Source organism: Streptomyces sp. NPDC048825 (assembly GCF_043198355.1).
Lineage (GTDB): Bacteria > Actinomycetota > Actinomycetes > Streptomycetales > Streptomycetaceae > Streptomyces > Streptomyces xiangluensis.
The window spans coordinates 74297-90417 of record NZ_JBICUR010000022.1; the positions used below are offsets into that span (position 1 = coordinate 74297).

A 16121-nucleotide genomic window follows, 5' to 3' on the forward strand; every position below is an offset into this window, starting at 1 on the left:
AACGGGGGCGCCTTTCAGGGGCGCGGGGCTGTGACGTTTTGCGGCTCAGGCGTGCGCGACCAGCCACAACGGACCCGCAGACGAATCGCAGCCCCGCGGAGCGCTTGGCGTCAGCTCCGCATGGGCCAAGCCAGGTGCTCTGGCTGCGTCCCCATGTACCGGGCGCACTCGTCCGTCAGGATCTCGAGGAGGGTCAGCGGGTCCGGAAGCGGATGCTCGGGGCCGCGAAGCCAGGTGACCGCCAGGTCACCGGGAAGCTGCGCGGGCGGGACGAGGACGTAGGAGCCGCGGCAGTGCCACCGCAGCCCAGGATGCTCATCCATCGTCTCGGGATGACAGTCCAGCTCGCAGGGCCACCACTCGTCTTCTTCCTCGGGCGTGCCGCGAGTCGCCGTGAAGAAGAGCATCCGGTCACCGCCGGACTCGGCGACGGGCCCGACGTCGATGCCGGAGGCGAGCAGCCGCTCCAGGGCCTCGCGGCCGGCTTCGAGGGGCACGTCGAGTACGTCGTGGACCATGCCCGTCGCGGTGATGAAGTTGGCCTGCGGCTGGTGCCGGGCCCACCGCTCGATCTGCGCGCTGTCGGTCGTGGACTGGGTCTGCCAGGCGAACGAAACGGGATGCCGGGCGGGAGTGGGACAGCCGACGCGGTCGCAGGAGCACCGGTAGCCGGAGGGGTAGGCGGCGGGCGCGAGCGGCAGCCCGGCTCCGGCGGCGGCGAGGAGCAGTTCCTCACGGCTGGTGTCGTCGGCGGCTTCTGCCATCAAGGGACGTCGGCGGCCGCGCAGCCACTGGGAGATCCTGCCCTGCCCGCCTGAACGGCGGCCGAACTCTGCGCTCATCTATCCCCTCGCCTCGCTGTTGTGCGGACAGCGTGTTGCGGACAGCATGCCTCATGGTCCCACGATCCGGCGGCACGGGGTGCCGAAGCGCCCGTCCCGGGGTGGGTGGGGCGATGCATACGCGACACAGGGATCAGGCGCTATCGCGCATTTTGAGGGGATTTGACAGCCTCATTTGCTTGCCTCCGGTGTCGCCCTGGTCACATTGGGGGCTCCGCGGCGCGAAGGTCGGCGCTCAGCGCGGGGCGAGGCCGTGGAGTGCGTAGTCGACGAGGGTGTCGACGTACTCGTAGGAGATCGGGCCCGTGTATTGGAGCCAGCGCTGGGCCAGCGGGGAGATGAAGAACTCCAGGGCGATGCGCGGGTCGATGTCGGGGCGCACCTCACCGGCCTCCTGCGCGGCGTGCAGCCGCTCGACGTAGAGCTGGAGTGACGGTTCCATGAGCGTGGCCGCGCACCTTCGGCCGAGCGCTTCGTCGACCAGCCCCTCGGCGGCCAAGGCCCGCGACGGCGCCGCATACCGGGGGTCCTTCAGCTGGTCGACGGTGGCCCGCAGGACGGTCTTGATGTCGGCGGCGAGGTCACCGGTGTCCGGGATGACGTACGGTTCCGCACCCGCCTCCCGCGACGCCTGCGCGAAGAGGTCGAGGAACGCCTCCAGCAGTACGTCCGCCTTCGACGACCACCACCGGTAGATCGTCTGCTTGCCGACCCCCGCGCGGGCGGCGATGCCCTCGATCGTGGTCTTGGGGTAGCCGAGCTCGACGACGAGTTCGAGGGCGGCCTCGTAGATCGCGCGACGGGACTTCTCGCTGCGGCGGGTGGAGTTGGGGGCGGGCTTCGTCGGGGACGGGGCCGGGGGCAGGCTCTGGTGCTGCTGGGTGGATTTCTGGACCATGGGCGCAATTTATCAGGTTGACAAGACGGTTCGTCTCGCCTGAGAGTGGGCAAGCTTTCGCGAGACGGCTCGTACCGTCTCGACAAATCATCCCGCACCCGTGACCAAGGAGCCCAAGATGACCCGATCCGGATCCGGAAACATGCTCGGAGTAGGCGGAACCCGCAACAAGCTGGGCCGCAAGGCACTGCGCGGCGGCGACCGTGGCGCCCGAACCGGCGGACGACTCGACCCGCAGGCCCAGAAACGGGAGCTGCTGCGCAAGCTCCAGGAAGAACGCGCGGCACGCGACGCCTCCGAGCAGGAAGCGAACTCGCCGTCGAGCACCACTCCGAGTCCCCGGGACCCGACTGCGTGAACACGTGCCGCCGCGAGGCAGGAGCTATGCGCCCGCAGGGGGCCACGCGTCGCCCCAGTCCGCGTTGCGAGCTGCCCGGTAGAGCGGACCATGGCGCTTTGTCACCGTCTCGCGCCGCAGATGCTCCTCGGTCTCGCACAGGTCGAGGAGTACCTGCCCCTTGCGGATCTGCGGCCGCCGGACCACGCGGGCGGGGGCCGGCGTCACCGGAAAGCGAGCAGCGGCGACGTAGCTGAACTTCTCGTCCTCGTACGGCAGGGAGCCGCCCTTGACCTGCCGGTGCAGGGAGGAACGGCTGACCCGGGCGGAGAAGTGGCACCAGTCCTCGCCGGGGACGATGGGGCAGGTCGCGCTGTGGGGGCAGGGGGCCGCGACGTGGAAGCCGGCGTGGATCAGGCGGTCGCGGGCTTCGATGACGCGGGCGTAGCCGTCGGGGGTGCCGGGCTCGACGACCACGACGGCCTGGCCGGAGGCCGCGGCGGCGTCGACGACGGCGACACGGTCGCCCTCGGTCAGCTCGCCGAGGACGTACGAGATGGTCACGAGATCAGTGCTCTCGATCGTGAGCGCCGCTCCAATACGAGAGCGCTGCCACTCGGCGGCCTTCAACTCCGGGTTGGCGGTGGCGATTTCGCGCCCGAGCGCCAGCGCGGGCTCGGCCCAGTCGAGCACGGTGACCGCCCGCTCCCCCTCCCAGGTGGCACTGACGGCCCAGGTCGCCGCCCCGGTCCCGCCCCCGATGTCCACATGACCGCCGGGCACCCACCCGGGCACCGCCGCCGCGAAGGCCTCAAGCGCCGAGCACACCGCCTCGTACGTCGCCGGCATCCGGTACGCCGCATACGCGACAACATCCGAACGATCCCGCAGCACCGGCGCATCCGTCGGCGTCCGTCCTCGATAGTTCGTGATCAGCCGCTCGACCGCCTGCGCGGCCACCTTCGGCGGCAATCCGTCGACCAGCCCGGCCAGGGCGGTGCGCAGGGAGTCATCAGGGGACCGTGGGACGTTCACATGGTGATTCTAGGGTTGAGGCCACCACGACGACCGAGAGCAGTCCGGGAAGGACCGACACATGATCATCTTTGGCACCAAGGGATACCTCTACCAGCTCGCGATACTGACGTTTATGTGCGGCAGCTGCGGCAACCCCGCGGCGCACACCCTCAAGAAGCGTGTCACGAAGTTCACGCTGTTCTTCGTGCCGCTGTTCCCGTTCTCGACGAAGTACATGACGCAGTGCACCTTCTGCGGCACGGAGCAGCGCATCACCAAGGAGCAGGCGGAGCAACTGCAGGCACAGGGCACGAACGGCCCCGGCGGCCAGGCATACGGACAGGGGCAGCCTCAGCAGCAGCAGCCGTACCAGTCCTGAGAGCACCGCTCACCGCAAGGAGCACCGCTCACCGCAAAGAGCACCGCTCACATCCCCCGGACCGCCCCCGCCAGCCGCGTCCCCGCCGCGGCTCGCGGGCCGTTGTCCGGGACGGGTCGTCGGCGCGGATGCACCGCGTTCGTCAGCAGCACCAGGAACGTGTCCGTCGCCGGGTCCAGCACCAGTGACGTACCGGTGAAGCCCGTATGCCCCGCCGCCCCCCGCCCCGCCAACTCCCCCATGAACCAAGGCTGGTCGAGAGCGAAGCCCAGGCCCGGCGGGATGAACAGCAGCTCGACGTAGTCGGGGCCGAGGACGCGGGCCGTGCCGTACGAGCCGCCCGCGAGGAGCGTGCGGCAGAAGACCGCCAGGTCGCGGGCCGTCGAGAAGAGGCCGGCGTGGCCCGCGACGCCGCCGACGGCCCAGGCATTCTCGTCGTGGACCACGCCGCGCAGCATGCCGCGGTCCGCCTTGGCCCAGGGTCTTCGCTGGTCCTCGGTGGCCGCTGCACCCGGGCACGGCCCGAAACCGGTCGCTGTCATCCCGAGCGGCCGGGTGATCCCCTCCCGCACGAGGACGTCGAGCGGGAGCCCGGTGATCCGTTCCAGGACGTGCTGGAGGAGGAGCATGTTGAGGTCGGAGTACGCGTACGGCCCGCCCGGCTCCGACACCGGTGCCTCCGCCCTCAGCAGCGCGAGCCGTGCCGCGTCGCTTCGGCAGTCGTACAGCGGGAGTTCCGGGCGCAGCCCGGAGGTGTGGGTGAGCAACTGCCGTACGGTGATGCCGTGTTCGGCCGCGGCCGTGAAGTCCGGGAGGTACGCCGCCACGCGCGCGTCGATGCCGAGCGTGCCGCGTTCGATTTGCTGGACGGCGGCGACGCTCGTGAAGAGTTTCGTGAGGGACGCGAGGTCGAAGGGCGTGTGCACACTCGCCGGCACCCAGGCGCTGCGCGGCAGTTCGAGGCCGCGGCCGGTGTCCTCGTCGTAGGCGGAGTAGCGCACCGCCCAGCCCGCCGCCTCCTCGACGGCGATCACGGGGCCGCGTCCGGCGATCACCACCGCGCCGGCGGCCCAGGGCGGATCCCCGCTGGTGAGTTCGCGGACCTCCCGTACGAGTTGAGCCAGTTCATCGGGATCGAGCCCGGCACGTTCCGGTGTGCCGGGGCGCAGTCGCGGTGCGCTCAGCTGCCTTCTCCCTTCAGGTCCGCGCGTCGCTGCCAGGGACGGCACAGTCCCATGAAGCAGCCCAGGGCCACCAGTGCGCAGGCCAGTTGGACGACGGCCATCGGGACGGCGGTGTGTTCGCCGGCGATGCCCACGAGGGGTGTGGCGATCGCACCGACGAGGAAGGAGGAGGTGCCGAGCAGGGCGGAGGCGGAGCCCGCGGAGTGCGGGGTGCGCATCAGGGCGAGCGCGTTCGTGTTGGGCAGGCACAGGCTCATCGCGGACATCAGGACGAACAGGCCGACGGCGATCGGTACGAGGCCCACCTCGCCGAAGACTCCCGCCGCCATCAGCAGCAGCGCGAAAGACGCGGCGGTGACGATCGCGAGTCCGACCGTGAGCACCTTGTCGAGGCTGACCCGGCCGACGAGGACCTTGCCGTTGATCTGGCCGACGAGTACGAGTCCGACGGAGTTGACGCCGAAGAGGATGCTGTACGTCTGCGGTGAGGCGCCGTAGAGCTCCTGGATCACGAACGGCGAGGCCGAGACGTATGCGAAGAGTGCGGCGAAGGCGAAGCCGCCGGCGAGCAGGTAGCCGGTGAAGACGCGGTCCGCGAGCAGTCCGCGCATGGTGCGCAGAGCCTCCAGCACGCCGCCGCCGTGCCGTTGTTCCGGCGCGAGTGTCTCGGGCAGCAGACGCCAGACGACGACGGTCAGCACGACGCCGACGGCCGTCAGGACGTAGAAGACGCCCCGCCAGTCGGTGATCCGCAGTACCTGCCCGCCGATGAGCGGCGCGATGATCGGCGCGACTCCGGAGATCAGCATGAGCGTGGAGAAGAACCGCGCCATGTCCACGCCGTCGTACAGATCACGTACGACGGCCCGCGCGATCACGATTCCGGCCGCGCCCGCGAGCCCCTGGAGCAGCCGGAAGGCGACGAGCAGTTCGACGGTGGGTGCGAACGCGCAGACGGCGGTGGCGACGATGTAGACCAGCAGTCCCGCGATCAACGGCCGCCTGCGCCCCCACTTGTCGCTCATCGGCCCGACGACCAGCTGCCCGAGCGCCATCCCCGCGAGGCACGCGGTGAGCGTCAGCTGCACGGTGGCCGCGGGCGCGTGCAGCGAGGCGGTGACCTCCGGGAGGGCCGGGAGGTACATGTCGATGGACAGCGGCGGTACGGCGGTGAGGCCACCGAGGATGAGCGTGACGAGCAGGCCCACGGAGCGGCGGGCGCCCGGCGACGGCACGCCGCGCTGCACGCCCGATGGCGGTATGGGCGTTGCGTCCGCCAATGCGGGTACGGGCGTCGCGTCCGCGGCGGTCGCTCCCGTGACTGAAGCGATCGCCGCGCCCGGCATGTGGCCCTTTCCGCCCTCCTGGCTGCTCTGCCCGTCCTCGTCCCGTCTTGTACCGCCCTGCTCGGGCATGTGCCCCTCCCTGCCGGTTGAACGCTGGACCTATGCTCTCAGCTCGGACACGGTGGCGAATCACAGATCCATGGAGCGAGGGTTCGAGGATGGCGGAAGTGGCGGCAGAACGGGTGCGCTGGGGTGTGCTGGCGACCGGAGGGATCGCTGCGGCGTTCACGGCGGACCTGGTGGATCTGCCGGACGCGGAGGTCGTGGCGGTGGCCTCGCGGACCGAGGAGTCGGCGAAGGCGTTCGCGGACCGGTTCGGGATACCCAGGGCGTACGGCGACTGGAGCGCCCTCGCGGCGGACGAGGACGTGGATGTGGTGTACGTCGCCACGCCGCACTCCGCGCACCGGGCCGCGGCCGGGCTGTGCCTGGAGGCGGGGCGCAATGTGCTGTGCGAGAAGGCGTTCACGCTCAACGCGCGTGAGGCCGAGGAACTGGTCGCCCTCGCGAAGGAGCGCGGCAGCTTCCTGATGGAGGCCATGTGGATGTACTGCAATCCGCTGATCCGGCGCCTCAAGGAACTCGTCGACGACGGCGTCATCGGTGAAGTCCGCACGGTCCAGGCCGACTTCGGTCTGTCCGGCCCCTTCCCGCCCACTCACCGGCTGCGCGACCCGGCGCAGGGTGGTGGCGCGCTGCTCGATCTGGGCGTGTATCCGGTGTCGTTCGCGCACCTGCTGCTCGGGGAGCCCGCGGAGGTGACCGCGAGAGCGGCGCTCTCCGACGAGAGCGTCGATCTCCAGACGGGAATGCTGCTCTCCTGGGAGAGCGGCGCTCTCGCTTCGTTGCACTGCTCTCTCGTCGGCGGCACGTCCACCTCCGCCTCGGTCACCGGATCGCAGGGCCGTATCGACATCCCTTACGGCTTCTTCCACGCCGACCGCTTCGTACTGCACCGCGACGGCCGCGAACCGGAGGAGTTCACCGCGGCCGACGCAACGCGGGCCAGCCTCAAACACGAGGCCATCGAGGTCATGCGCTGCCTGCGCGCGGGCGAGACGGAGTCTCCCTTGGTCCCGCTGGACGGCACCCTGGCGGTGATGCGGACGCTCGACGCGGTACGGGACCGCATCGGCGTCCGCTATCCCGGAGAACTCGGTCAGCAGGACCTCACACCGGCTTGAGCCCCTGCTCCCCCACCTCGGTGACAAACGACGCCGCGGTGGTGATCGGCGCCCCCGGCGTCGTCACGGCGTTCACCGTCTTGAAGTCCACGTTCGCGGCATCCAGGCCAAGCGCGACGGTCGTATAACCGCGCTGCCCGTTGTAGTGCTTCATGTGCGGGTTGGCGGCCAGGTACCCCGCCCAGTTCGGCGGCTGCGCGGCCCCGTTCTGCCCGCTGCTGATCGACGTGGTGACGATCTCCGTACCCACCGTGCGGGAGTTCTGGTTGTCGAAGTCGCGCTTGATGTCGAAGCCGTACGACACATGGACGTCACCGGTGAGCACCATCAGGTTCTCCACGCCGGCCGCCTCGGCGCCCTTGAGGAGACGCTCGCGGGAGGCCGGGTAACCGTCCCAGGAGTCCATGCTGCGGGTGGTGTTGCCGGGCGTCGCGTGGTTGCGGCGGGCGAAGACGACCTGCTGCGGGAGGACGTTCCACAGCGCGTTCGACTGCTGCCAGCCGTCGGTCAGCCAGCGCTCCTGCTCCAGGCCGGGCAGGGTCTGCGACTCGGCCTCGGACTCGGGCGTCGGCGTCTTCCAGCCGTCGCCGTTGGCCTGGTTGGTGCGGTACTGCCGGGTGTCGAGGATGTCGAACTGCGCGAGCCGGCCCCAGCTCAGCCGCCGGTAGAGCCGCATGTCGGGACCCTGCGGCTGCTGCGGACGGCGCAGCGGCTGGTTCTCCCAGTACGCGCGGTAGGCGGCGGCGCGGCGCAGCAGGAACTCCTCCGGCGGGACGTCGTTCTCGGGGATGTCGTCCGCGTAGTTGTTCTCGGTCTCGTGGTCGTCCCAGGTGACCACGAAGGGGTGCGCGGCGTGCGCGGCCCGCAGATCCGGGTCGGACTTGTAGAGGGAGTACCGCAGCCGGTAGTCCTCCAGCGTGACCGTCTCGCGGTTGAAGACGTCGGGCAGCGTGCGGTCCGTGTAATTGCGGGCGCCGCCGACGGAGTTGACGGCGTACTCGTAGAGGTAGTCGCCGAGGTGGATAACGATGTCGACGTCGTCCTCGGCCAGGTGCTGGTACGCGGTGAAGTAGCCGTCGTGGTACGCCTGGCAGGAGACGGCGGCCAGCGTCAGTTCGGCGACGCGTGCGCCGGTCGCGGGCGCGGTGCGCGTACGGCCTGTCTCGCTGACCCAACGGCCCGTACGGAAGCGGTAGTAGAAGGTGCGGTCGGGGTCGAGGCCGGCCACCTCGACATGCACGGCGTGGTGGAACTCGGGGTGCGCGTCGGTGGTTCCGCGTCTGGCGATCCGCCGGAAATTCGCGTCGTGCGCCAGTTCCCACTGCACGGGGACGCGCTGCCGGGGCAGTCCGGAGCCGGCTTCGAACGGGGCCGGCGCGAGGCGGGTCCACAGCAGTACGGAGCCCGGCTGCGGGTCGCCGGAGCCGACGCCGAGGGTGAAGGGATCGTCGGTGATCTTCGCCGCGTCGAGCTCGGCGGCGCCGGCCACGCCCGCGGTCGGCAGGTTGGTGGCGAAAGCGAGCGCGGCGGCGGCACCGGTGACGGTGAGGAAGCGGCGCCGGCCGAGGTGACGGGCTGCGGCGCGGAGCTCGGGGGCGTGCCGTGAAACGCTTTCCTGCGGCGGTAGTTGACGGGCTGCGGGTGTCATCTGGCCCTCCCCTGACGGTTGTTGTACGACGCATTGGAGTGGCCAGGGTCGACGGCAGCCCGTCGTGTACACAACAGACGGGTGTCGGGAGGATGAGTTCCGGATGCCGGGCCCTCCCGTACGCTGCGGGCCCATGAACGACAAGGAAACGAAGATCGCGCTGGTCACCGGGGCGGGCTCCGGCATCGGCCGCGCCGTGGCCCTGGAACTCCTGCGCACCGGCTGGTCCGTGACGCTCGCGGGCCGCCGCCCTCAGACACTGGAGGCGACGGCGGCCCTGGCGGACACCCGGGCGGGAAACAGCGCCTCCCTCTGCGTACGCGCCGACGTCTCACAGCCCGATGACGTGGCCGGACTCTTCGCCGCCGTACGGGAGCGCTTCGGGCGGCTCGATCTGCTCTTCAACAACGCCGGCACGTTCGGGCCGGGCGGCGTCCCGTTCGAGGAACTGCCCTATGACGCCTGGCGCCACGTCGTCGCCACCAACCTCGACGGCGCGTTCCTGTGCGCGCAGGCGGCGTACCGGCAGATGAAGGAGCAGGATCCGCAGGGCGGACGGATCATCAACAACGGTTCGATCTCGGCGCATACGCCCCGCCCGCACTCGGCTGCGTACACGGCAACCAAGCACGCGCTGACGGGTCTCACCAAGTCGCTGTCGCTGGACGGCCGCCCGTACCGGATCGCCTGCGGTCAGATCGACATCGGCAATGCGGCGACCGACATGACCGAGCGCATGCAGACGGGAGCCCTGCAGGCGAACGGCGAGGTGGTTCCGGAACCCGTGATGGACGTCGCGGATGTGGCCCTGACGGTGCGGCACATGGCGGAGCTGCCGCTGGAGGCGAACGTGCAGTTCGCGACGGTTCTCGCGACGACGATGCCGTTCATCGGTCGCGGATGAGCACGCCGTAACCGGAACCTGCACAATCGGAATGGAAACATCCGGCGCATTCGGACCGGTGACAGGCTTATGCTCGACTCTCCTCCACCAGAGCTTCACATTTGGAGCACGAAACTTCCTGATCCACATTCAAGGGGGACGGGGGTGGGCAGCCGTTCCGGGCCACACGGATGGGGTGGGCTCCCGCGCGGGACCGCGGGAAGGACCCGGGCGACGGAACGGCTGCCCCGTTATCAACGTCGGTGACCGCCGTGGCTGGACCGGTCAGCGAGCCAGGATTTCCTCGATCTCGGTCAACTGGTCCGCGGTGAGCGGGCCGCAGCGAAGCGCCCCGGCGTTGTCCTCGGCCTGTGCGACCGAGCGGAAGCCCGGGATGGGGATCGTGCGCGGACTGCGGGCCCACAGCCAGGCGAGGGCGCCCTGTGCGAGCGTACGACCCTCGCTGGTGAGGACGGAACGCAGGGCGTCGACGCGGCGCAGCCACTGCGCGTCGGCCCCCTCGCCCCGCTGGAAACCGGGCAGCCAGGCGGGCGGCGCACTGCGGATGTCCCCGGCTTCCAGGGGCTGTCCAGCCGCCCGCTACCCCGTCAGCAACCCCATCGCGAGGGGGCTGCGGTTGATGCTCGCAAGCCCCGACTCCTCGCAGAGCGCGAGCATTTCGGGCGCGTCCTGGAGCACGTTGAGGCAGTGCTGCACGGCCGTGCAGTGCGGCCCCCGAGCGAACACGGCGGCCCGTTCCGGATCGTCGGTGCTCCAGGCGTACGCGCGGATGAGCCCCTCGCGTACGAACTCCTCGCAGACTTCACGGAGTTGGCCCGCCCGCTCCAAGTCGGCGTCGGAGATGTGCAGTTGGTAGAGGTCGACGTAGTCGGTGCCGAGGCGCTTCAGAGACGCCGTCAGGGCCCGGCGGGCGTACGCGGGCGTGTCGTCCTGGCCGATCCGCGTGCGGGTCGCCTCGTCGAAGACGTTGCCTCACTTCGTGGCGACGACGACGTCCGTACGACGCTTGCCGAGGGCCCTGCCGAGCAGCCGCTCGCTGTGCCCGGTGCCTCCCCCACTCTCGGCTTCGCTCGAGCGGGGGGACCCCCATCGTCCGCCGTGTCGAAGAAGGTCACGCCGAGTTCGAGCGCGCGGTGAATCGCCCGTACGGACTCCTCGTCGTCGACCTTGCCCCAGCCCAGGGGCTGCCCGTCGACGGACTGCCACTCCCCGCCGATGGCCCAGCACCCGAAACCAAGGGCACTGATCTCGATGTTGCTTCGGCCCAGTGTTCTGTGCCCGTTCCTGTGCTTGATGCTCTCCATGCCTGCGAACGCTAGGAGTTGGAGCGCAGGCGAAGACAAGGGTGAGCGCGGGAGCTGCCGCCCTCGCATGGCACGCTGGCCGGCATGAGCGATCACGACGCAGCGGCGACCTCGGCCACGTACGACGAAATGTGGGAAACGGTGGGACGCCTCCAGGAGTGGCTCGTACGTGCGCAGCCCTCGCGTCCCCCTCAAGAGGCTCTGCTCCTACGGATGCTGAAGCTCTCGGAGGAGGTCGGTGAGGTCGCCGAGGCGGTCATCGGCGCCACCGGACAGAACCCGCGCAAAGGTACGAGCCACACCTGGGACGACGTCCAGTCGGAGCTGTGCGACGTGATCATCACGGCAGCCGTCGCCCTGCGCACACTGACACCCGATGCTCGTGAGGTCTTCACGAGCCACTTGGAGCAGGTGCGGAAGCGTTCGCTCGGCTCGGGTCAGCTCCCCTGACGCCCGCCCTTACATGTTGATCATGTGTCCGGCGAGTCCGTGGACCGCCTCCTTGACCGCCTCGCCGAGCGTCGGGTGGGCGTGGACGTTGCGGGCCACCTCATGGACGGTCAGGTCCCACTGCTGGGCGAGGGTCAGTTCGGGAAGGAGTTCGGTGACGTCGGGGCCGATGAGGTGGCCGCCGAGGAGTTCGCCGTACTTCCCGTCGCTGATCAGTTTCACGAAGCCGGTGGCGTCACCCAGGCCATGCGACTTGCCGTTCGCGGTGAAGGGGAACTTGGCCACCTGGACGTCGTAGCCCTGCTCGCGGGCCTGGGCCTCGGTGTAGCCGAAGCTGGCGATCTGCGGCTGGCAGTAGGTGGCCCGCGGGATCATCACGTACTCCAGCTCCATGGTCTCCGCGTCCGCGATGGTCTCGGCGGCGACGATGCCCATCGCCTCGGCGGCGTGCGCGAGCATCAGCTTGGCGGTGACATCGCCGATGGCGTAGATGTGCGGAACGGAGGTGCGGCAGCGTCCGTCGACGTCGATGGCGCCGCGGTCCGTGACCCGTACGCCCGTCTTGTCCAGGCCGTAGCCCTCGATGTTCGGGGCGAAGCCGATCGCCTGGAGCACCTTGTCGGCCTCCAGCACCTGCTGGGTTCCGTCCTTGGCCGTCACCGTGACACGGACCTGCGGGCCGGACTCGTCGATCGCGTCGACGCGGGTGGAGGTGAGCACGTCGATGCCCAACTTGCGGTATTGCTTGGCGAGTTCGGTGGAGACCTCGGCGTCCTCCAGCGGCGTCATACGGTCCAGGAACTCGACGATCGTGACCTTCACGCCGTAGTTGTGCAGCACGTAGGCGAACTCGACGCCGATGGCCCCGGCGCCGGCGATCACGATCGACTGCGGCAGGTCCTCGGCGAGGATCTGCTCCTCGTACGTCACCACGCGGGAGGTGCGGCGGGTGCGGGGCAGCAGCTTGGGGGTGGCGCCGGCGGCGATGATGCAGTGGTCGAAGCCGATGGTGCGGGTGTTGCCGTCGTAGTCGGCCACCTGGAGCGTGTTCGGGTCGAGGAACGTGCCGCGACCGCTGAGCTCCGTGATCTTGTTCTTTTTCATCAGGTAGTGGACGCCCTTGACCCGGCCGTCCGCGACCTTGCGGCTGCGCCGGTAAGCCTCGCCGTAGTCGAAGGAGACCTGCCCGTCGACCTTGATGCCGAAGGTCTTCGCCTCGCGCGTGAAGATGTGCGCGAGTTCGGCGTTGCGCAGCAGCGCCTTGCTGGGGATGCAGCCCACGTTCAGGCAGACGCCGCCCCAGTACTTCTCCTCGACGACCGCGACGCTCTTGCCCAGTTGGGCGGCCCGGACGGCGGCGACGTAGCCGCCGGGGCCCGCTCCGAGTACGACGACGTCAAAGCGCTCACCCTGCTCGTCCATGGGGTGTCCTTCCGATGAGAGGTGGCGACCCGGCGCCTTGCCGCGACCGCCCTCGGCCTCGAACAGCATGCGCCATCAGGGGCGACGGCCCGTCACCCTGGTCACCCGGACGGCGCAACAGCCGTCTCTCCTCGGGGCTTCGCCCGAAACCCCACCAGGGGCTCACGCCTCCGTACGGCCACGCCCGGCCGCAGTCATCTACAAACCCGCCCCCGCCGGAGGCACACTCACGCCGTGAGAAAAGATCACCCCCGGGTCCGACGGGGCCTGGTTCAGGACCCAGAGGCCGATCAGGGTGGCGAGGGTGAAGACCACCGCTATCAGGACGGCCAGGACCACGCGGCGGCGGCGTTCGCGGCGGAGCCAGTCGCCGCGGGCCGTGCGGTAGGCGTCGGGGGCGGCCTGGACACCGCCGGCCAGCGTTCCGAGCGCTTCGCGCAGCGCCTGCTCCGTACGATCCACTTCGTTCATCGCCGGGCCTCCATCGCCTGGGTCAGGGCGGCGATACCGCGCGAGGTGTGGGTCTTGACCGATCCGGGGGAGATTCCCATCGCGGCGGCTATCTCACTCTCCTTCAGGCCGAGCCAGTGCCGCAGCACCAGCGCTTCCCGCTGGCGGGCGGGCAGTTGCTGCAGGGCGTCGATCAGTACGCGCTGGTCGTCGCGGAGCAGCGCCGTGCTCTCGGCGGAGGCGACGACCTCGCTCGGCGGCTGCTGGACGTGCTTGCGGGCGACCTGAAGGTGACGGATGCGCATACGGGTCAGATTGCACACCGTGGAACGCAGATACGCCTCCGCCGCCTCGGCGTCCCTGAGGCGCCGCCACTTCCGGTAGATCTGGTAGTACGCCTCGGCCACCACGTTCTCCGGGTCGTCCGCGCCGAGGAGGACGGCCAGGCGCAGCATCGAGGCGTAGTGCAGCTCGAAGAGCCGGGCCAGGGCGGCCTCCCGCTCGAGGTCGGCCGGATCACTCACGGGCGGGGACAGCACCTCGTCCCCGGTCGGGTCACCGGCCGGCGGGGGCATCGCCGACTCGCCGGAGGCGGCGGGCCGCGGGATGTGATCGGTCACGGCGGGCCGTGGGATACGGGGATCGGTGACGGCGGCCGGAGCGGCCTGCGGCACCGGCAGTCGCGTGTGCTGTCTGCGTCTCACGGGTTGCTCGCTCCCGTCTCGGGGCGCCGCCTGACGGTCAGGCGGGACGGTAGGTCGGTGAGGTCGGCGCCCCGCGGGACGCCGAAGCGTTCGAGGGCCGCGGTGCCGGACACCGCGACGGTCAGGTTGAGCAGCAGGGCGACGAGCCCGGCGTAGATCTCCAGCGGCTGGTCGCCGCCGCCGAACGGCACGATGGACGAGAACCCCTCGCGGACCACCAGGAAGGTGCCGGCCGCCATGCCCACGGCCCACCCGGCCAGCAGCGCCCGCGGATGCAGCCGGCCCGTGAAGAGCCCTATGGCCACCGCCGGGAAGATCTGCAGGATCCATACGCCGCCGAGGAGCTGGAGGTTGATGGCGTCCTGGTCGCGCAGCCCGAACACGAACGCCACCGCCCCCACCTTCGCGGTCAGCGAGACCGCCTTGGCGATGCGGACCTGTCGTTTGGGCGTGGCGGTGGGGTGAAAGTACTCGACGTACACATTGCGTACGAAGCAGGTGGCGGCCGCGATCGACATCACGGCTGCCGGGACCAGCGCCCCCACGGTGATCGCTCCGAAGACGAGTCCGGCGAGCGGGCCCGGCATCAGCCGGTCGACCAGCATCGGCACGGCGGTCTCGGCGCCGCCCTCGGGTGCCCGTACCCCCGCCGCGAGTGCCGCGATGCCGAGGAGGCCGAAGAGGGCGAGCAGTCCTGTCCAGGCGGGCAGCGCCACGGAGACCTTGCGCAGGGTGCGCGGGCCGTCGGCGGCGAACCCTGCGGTGAGCACGTGCGGATACATCAGCAGGGCCAGGGCCGAGCCCAGGGCGAGCGTGGCGTAGGCGGGCTGCTGCTCGGGGGACAGCAGCAGGGCGGAGTCCGCGACTCCGGTGCCGCCGAGCCGTCGCGCCGCGCCGTCGAAGACCGCGCCGGGTCCGCCGAGCCGGGCCAGGACCAGCCAGCACACGGCGGTGAGGGAGACGAAGACGGCCACCGCCTTGAACGCCGAGATGACGGTCGGTGCCCGCAGCCCGTGGCGGTACGTCGCCGCCGCGAGGCCCGCGAACAGCGCGATCAGCACCAGATCGCCGCTCGCGCCCCGCGGGTAGACGCCCCCGGCGGTGAGCACCGCGCGGATGCCCAGCAGTTGCAGCGCGAGGTAGGGCATCGTCGCGAGGATCCCGGTCAGCGCCACCACCAGGGCGAGCGGTGGTGAACCGTACCGCCCGCGCACGAAGTCGGCGACGGTGATGTAGCCGTGCCGGCGCGCCACCGTCCACAGCCGGGTCAGCAGGACGAAGGCGAGCGGACAGACGATCACCGTGTACGGCACGGCGAAGAAGGCGGGCGCCCCGTTCCCGTACGCCAGTCCCGGTACGGCGGTGAAGGTGTACGCGGTGAAGATCGTGCCGCCGAGCAGCATCCAGGTCCAGACGGGGCCGAGGCTGCGGTCGGCCAGTGCCCAGCCCTCCAGGGACGGCAGCCGGTCGCTGGGCCGCAGCCGGCGCGCGGTGACGGCGAGGAGCGACGCTCCGCCGGTCACGGCGAGGAACGTCGCGGTCATGGCGCCGTCCGCCATGGGTCACCGTCCTTGGTGTGCCTGAGGTCCTGTGGCCTGTCCGCCGGACAGGCCACAGCCCGAGCCCTTGCCGGAGAGTTGCGCGGGCAGACCGTCCGGTTGACACGGTTGATGGAAAACCGGCGGGAAATCTTCTGGAAATTCCCTGTCAACCAGTTCCGCCCGGCGGGCAACTCTTGCACAGACCGACACAGAGCGGGAGAGGGAACGGGAGGGGAGCGCAGGTCATGACATCGACTGACACTGGTCACCACCGGCTACGGCGCCTCGCGGTCGCCGTACTGCTTCTCGCGCCCGCCGCAGGACTGCTGTGGGTCCCCTGGTACGCCGGCGCCGGCCCGCGGCTCGCCGGGACGCCGTTCTTCTACTGGTACCAGCTCGCCTGGGTGCCGGGATGCGCACTGTGCCTGCTCGCCGCGTACGCGCTGACCAGGCATGACCGCGACGACCGGCACGACCGGCCCGATCCCTGAGCCACTTTCCCGCCACTTCC

At 70.3% G+C, this 16121-nt stretch carries 16 protein-coding genes and 1 pseudogene; 6 read left to right on the forward strand and 11 right to left on the reverse strand.

Annotated features, from left to right (window positions below):
• Positions 1 to 110: 110 nt before the first annotated feature.
• Entirely contained in the window at positions 111 to 842 is a 732-nt protein-coding gene (locus ACGFNK_RS38650; protein WP_393423719.1) for a bifunctional DNA primase/polymerase, read from the reverse strand.
• Positions 843 to 1077: 235 nt separating this feature from the next.
• Positions 1078 to 1740: a TetR/AcrR family transcriptional regulator gene (locus tag ACGFNK_RS38655; protein WP_393423721.1), complete on the reverse strand. Its 663-nt coding sequence runs from the start codon at positions 1738 to 1740 to the stop codon at positions 1078 to 1080.
• A 118-nt stretch (positions 1741 to 1858) separates the two neighbouring features.
• On the opposite strand from ACGFNK_RS38655, the gene ACGFNK_RS38660 reads away from it, so the two are divergent.
• Positions 1859 to 2098: a DUF6243 family protein gene (locus ACGFNK_RS38660; RefSeq protein ID WP_393423724.1), complete on the forward strand. Its 240-nt coding sequence runs from the start codon at positions 1859 to 1861 to the stop codon at positions 2096 to 2098.
• A gap of 24 nt (positions 2099 to 2122) precedes the next feature.
• Here the strand turns inward: ACGFNK_RS38660 and ACGFNK_RS38665 are convergent, their stop codons facing one another.
• Complete coding sequence (locus ACGFNK_RS38665; protein WP_393423727.1) at positions 2123 to 3112, reverse strand: small ribosomal subunit Rsm22 family protein; 990 nt, start codon at positions 3110 to 3112, stop codon at positions 2123 to 2125.
• A 61-nt stretch (positions 3113 to 3173) separates the two neighbouring features.
• Between ACGFNK_RS38665 and ACGFNK_RS38670 the strand changes: the two genes are divergently transcribed.
• A complete protein-coding gene (locus ACGFNK_RS38670; protein WP_393423730.1) occupies positions 3174 to 3473 on the forward strand; it encodes a zinc-ribbon domain-containing protein in 300 nt (99 codons plus the stop codon).
• 47 nt (positions 3474 to 3520) lie between these two features.
• On the opposite strand, the gene ACGFNK_RS38675 is transcribed toward ACGFNK_RS38670, so the two are convergent.
• Both ACGFNK_RS38675 and ACGFNK_RS38680 read right to left on the reverse strand, forming a co-directional pair.
• Complete coding sequence (locus ACGFNK_RS38675) at positions 3521 to 4702, reverse strand: serine hydrolase domain-containing protein (protein WP_393423733.1); 1182 nt, start codon at positions 4700 to 4702, stop codon at positions 3521 to 3523.
• Positions 4654 to 6072 (reverse strand): Bcr/CflA family multidrug efflux MFS transporter, encoded by a 1419-nt coding sequence (locus ACGFNK_RS38680; RefSeq protein ID WP_393423736.1) that lies wholly within the window; start codon positions 6070 to 6072, stop codon positions 4654 to 4656. Before ACGFNK_RS38680 ends, ACGFNK_RS38675 begins: the two co-directional genes overlap by 49 nt.
• An 89-nt stretch (positions 6073 to 6161) precedes the next feature.
• Between ACGFNK_RS38680 and ACGFNK_RS38685 the strand changes: the two genes are divergently transcribed.
• Positions 6162 to 7187, forward strand: a complete 1026-nt coding sequence (locus tag ACGFNK_RS38685) for a Gfo/Idh/MocA family protein (RefSeq protein ID WP_393423739.1) — start codon at positions 6162 to 6164, stop codon at positions 7185 to 7187.
• Here ACGFNK_RS38685 and ACGFNK_RS38690 read toward each other — a convergent pair.
• The gene (locus tag ACGFNK_RS38690) at positions 7174 to 8835 is read right to left on the reverse strand and encodes an alkaline phosphatase D family protein (protein ID WP_393423742.1); all 1662 of its coding nucleotides are present in this window, start codon (positions 8833 to 8835) and stop codon (positions 7174 to 7176) included. The two genes, ACGFNK_RS38685 and ACGFNK_RS38690, sit on opposite strands and share 14 nt — an antisense overlap.
• Positions 8836 to 8968: 133 nt before the next feature.
• Between ACGFNK_RS38690 and ACGFNK_RS38695 the strand changes: the two genes are divergently transcribed.
• On the forward strand, positions 8969 to 9739 hold the full coding sequence (locus tag ACGFNK_RS38695; RefSeq protein WP_393423745.1) for an SDR family oxidoreductase: 771 nt from the start codon (positions 8969 to 8971) through the stop codon (positions 9737 to 9739).
• A gap of 264 nt (positions 9740 to 10003) precedes the next feature.
• Here ACGFNK_RS38695 and ACGFNK_RS38700 read toward each other — a convergent pair.
• Positions 10004 to 11043, reverse strand: a pseudogene (locus tag ACGFNK_RS38700) (aldo/keto reductase).
• Positions 11044 to 11127: 84 nt separating this feature from the next.
• Here ACGFNK_RS38700 and ACGFNK_RS38705 point away from each other — a divergent pair.
• Positions 11128 to 11493, forward strand: a complete 366-nt coding sequence (locus ACGFNK_RS38705; RefSeq protein WP_393423748.1) for a MazG-like family protein — start codon at positions 11128 to 11130, stop codon at positions 11491 to 11493.
• A gap of 9 nt (positions 11494 to 11502) precedes the next feature.
• Here ACGFNK_RS38705 and lpdA read toward each other — a convergent pair whose 3' ends face one another.
• The 4 genes from lpdA to ACGFNK_RS38725 form a co-directional block, all read right to left on the reverse strand.
• Positions 11503 to 12915 (reverse strand): dihydrolipoyl dehydrogenase, encoded by a 1413-nt coding sequence (lpdA, locus tag ACGFNK_RS38710; RefSeq protein ID WP_393423751.1) that lies wholly within the window; start codon positions 12913 to 12915, stop codon positions 11503 to 11505.
• Between the two features lie 198 nt (positions 12916 to 13113).
• Positions 13114 to 13386 carry a hypothetical protein gene (locus ACGFNK_RS38715; protein WP_386346212.1) on the reverse strand — a complete coding sequence of 91 codons (273 nt, stop codon included), beginning with the start codon at positions 13384 to 13386 and terminating at the stop codon, positions 13114 to 13116.
• The gene (locus ACGFNK_RS38720) at positions 13383 to 14069 is read right to left on the reverse strand and encodes a SigE family RNA polymerase sigma factor (protein WP_386346214.1); all 687 of its coding nucleotides are present in this window, start codon (positions 14067 to 14069) and stop codon (positions 13383 to 13385) included. Before ACGFNK_RS38720 ends, ACGFNK_RS38715 begins: the two co-directional genes overlap by 4 nt.
• The gene (locus ACGFNK_RS38725) at positions 14066 to 15628 is read right to left on the reverse strand and encodes a sodium:solute symporter (protein ID WP_393423756.1); all 1563 of its coding nucleotides are present in this window, start codon (positions 15626 to 15628) and stop codon (positions 14066 to 14068) included. The genes ACGFNK_RS38720 and ACGFNK_RS38725 overlap by 4 nt, the downstream gene beginning before the upstream one ends.
• Before the next feature lie 227 nt (positions 15629 to 15855).
• On the opposite strand from ACGFNK_RS38725, the gene ACGFNK_RS38730 reads away from it, so the two are divergent.
• Positions 15856 to 16101 (forward strand): DUF3311 domain-containing protein, encoded by a 246-nt coding sequence (locus ACGFNK_RS38730; RefSeq protein WP_393423759.1) that lies wholly within the window; start codon positions 15856 to 15858, stop codon positions 16099 to 16101.
• Positions 16102 to 16121: the final 20 nt, after the last annotated feature.

Excerpts from the sequence above, each read along its gene's own strand:
- ACGFNK_RS38650 (WP_393423719.1), bottom strand. The coding sequence starts at position 842 with ATGAGCGCAGAGTTCGGCCGCCGTTCAGGCGGGCAGGGCAGGATCTCC.
- ACGFNK_RS38655 (WP_393423721.1), bottom strand. The coding sequence starts at position 1,740 with ATGGTCCAGAAATCCACCCAGCAGCACCAGAGCCTGCCCCCGGCCCCG.
- ACGFNK_RS38660 (WP_393423724.1), top strand. The coding sequence starts at position 1,859 with ATGACCCGATCCGGATCCGGAAACATGCTCGGAGTAGGCGGAACCCGC.
- ACGFNK_RS38670 (WP_393423730.1), top strand. The coding sequence starts at position 3,174 with ATGATCATCTTTGGCACCAAGGGATACCTCTACCAGCTCGCGATACTG.
- ACGFNK_RS38680 (WP_393423736.1), bottom strand. The coding sequence starts at position 6,072 with ATGCCCGAGCAGGGCGGTACAAGACGGGACGAGGACGGGCAGAGCAGC.
- ACGFNK_RS38685 (WP_393423739.1), top strand. The coding sequence starts at position 6,162 with ATGGCGGAAGTGGCGGCAGAACGGGTGCGCTGGGGTGTGCTGGCGACC.
- ACGFNK_RS38690 (WP_393423742.1), bottom strand. The coding sequence starts at position 8,835 with ATGACACCCGCAGCCCGTCAACTACCGCCGCAGGAAAGCGTTTCACGG.
- ACGFNK_RS38695 (WP_393423745.1), top strand. The coding sequence starts at position 8,969 with ATGAACGACAAGGAAACGAAGATCGCGCTGGTCACCGGGGCGGGCTCC.
- ACGFNK_RS38705 (WP_393423748.1), top strand. The coding sequence starts at position 11,128 with ATGAGCGATCACGACGCAGCGGCGACCTCGGCCACGTACGACGAAATG.
- lpdA (WP_393423751.1), bottom strand. The coding sequence starts at position 12,915 with ATGGACGAGCAGGGTGAGCGCTTTGACGTCGTCGTACTCGGAGCGGGC.
- ACGFNK_RS38715 (WP_386346212.1), bottom strand. The coding sequence starts at position 13,386 with ATGAACGAAGTGGATCGTACGGAGCAGGCGCTGCGCGAAGCGCTCGGA.
- ACGFNK_RS38725 (WP_393423756.1), bottom strand. The coding sequence starts at position 15,628 with ATGGCGGACGGCGCCATGACCGCGACGTTCCTCGCCGTGACCGGCGGA.
- ACGFNK_RS38730 (WP_393423759.1), top strand. The coding sequence starts at position 15,856 with ATGACATCGACTGACACTGGTCACCACCGGCTACGGCGCCTCGCGGTC.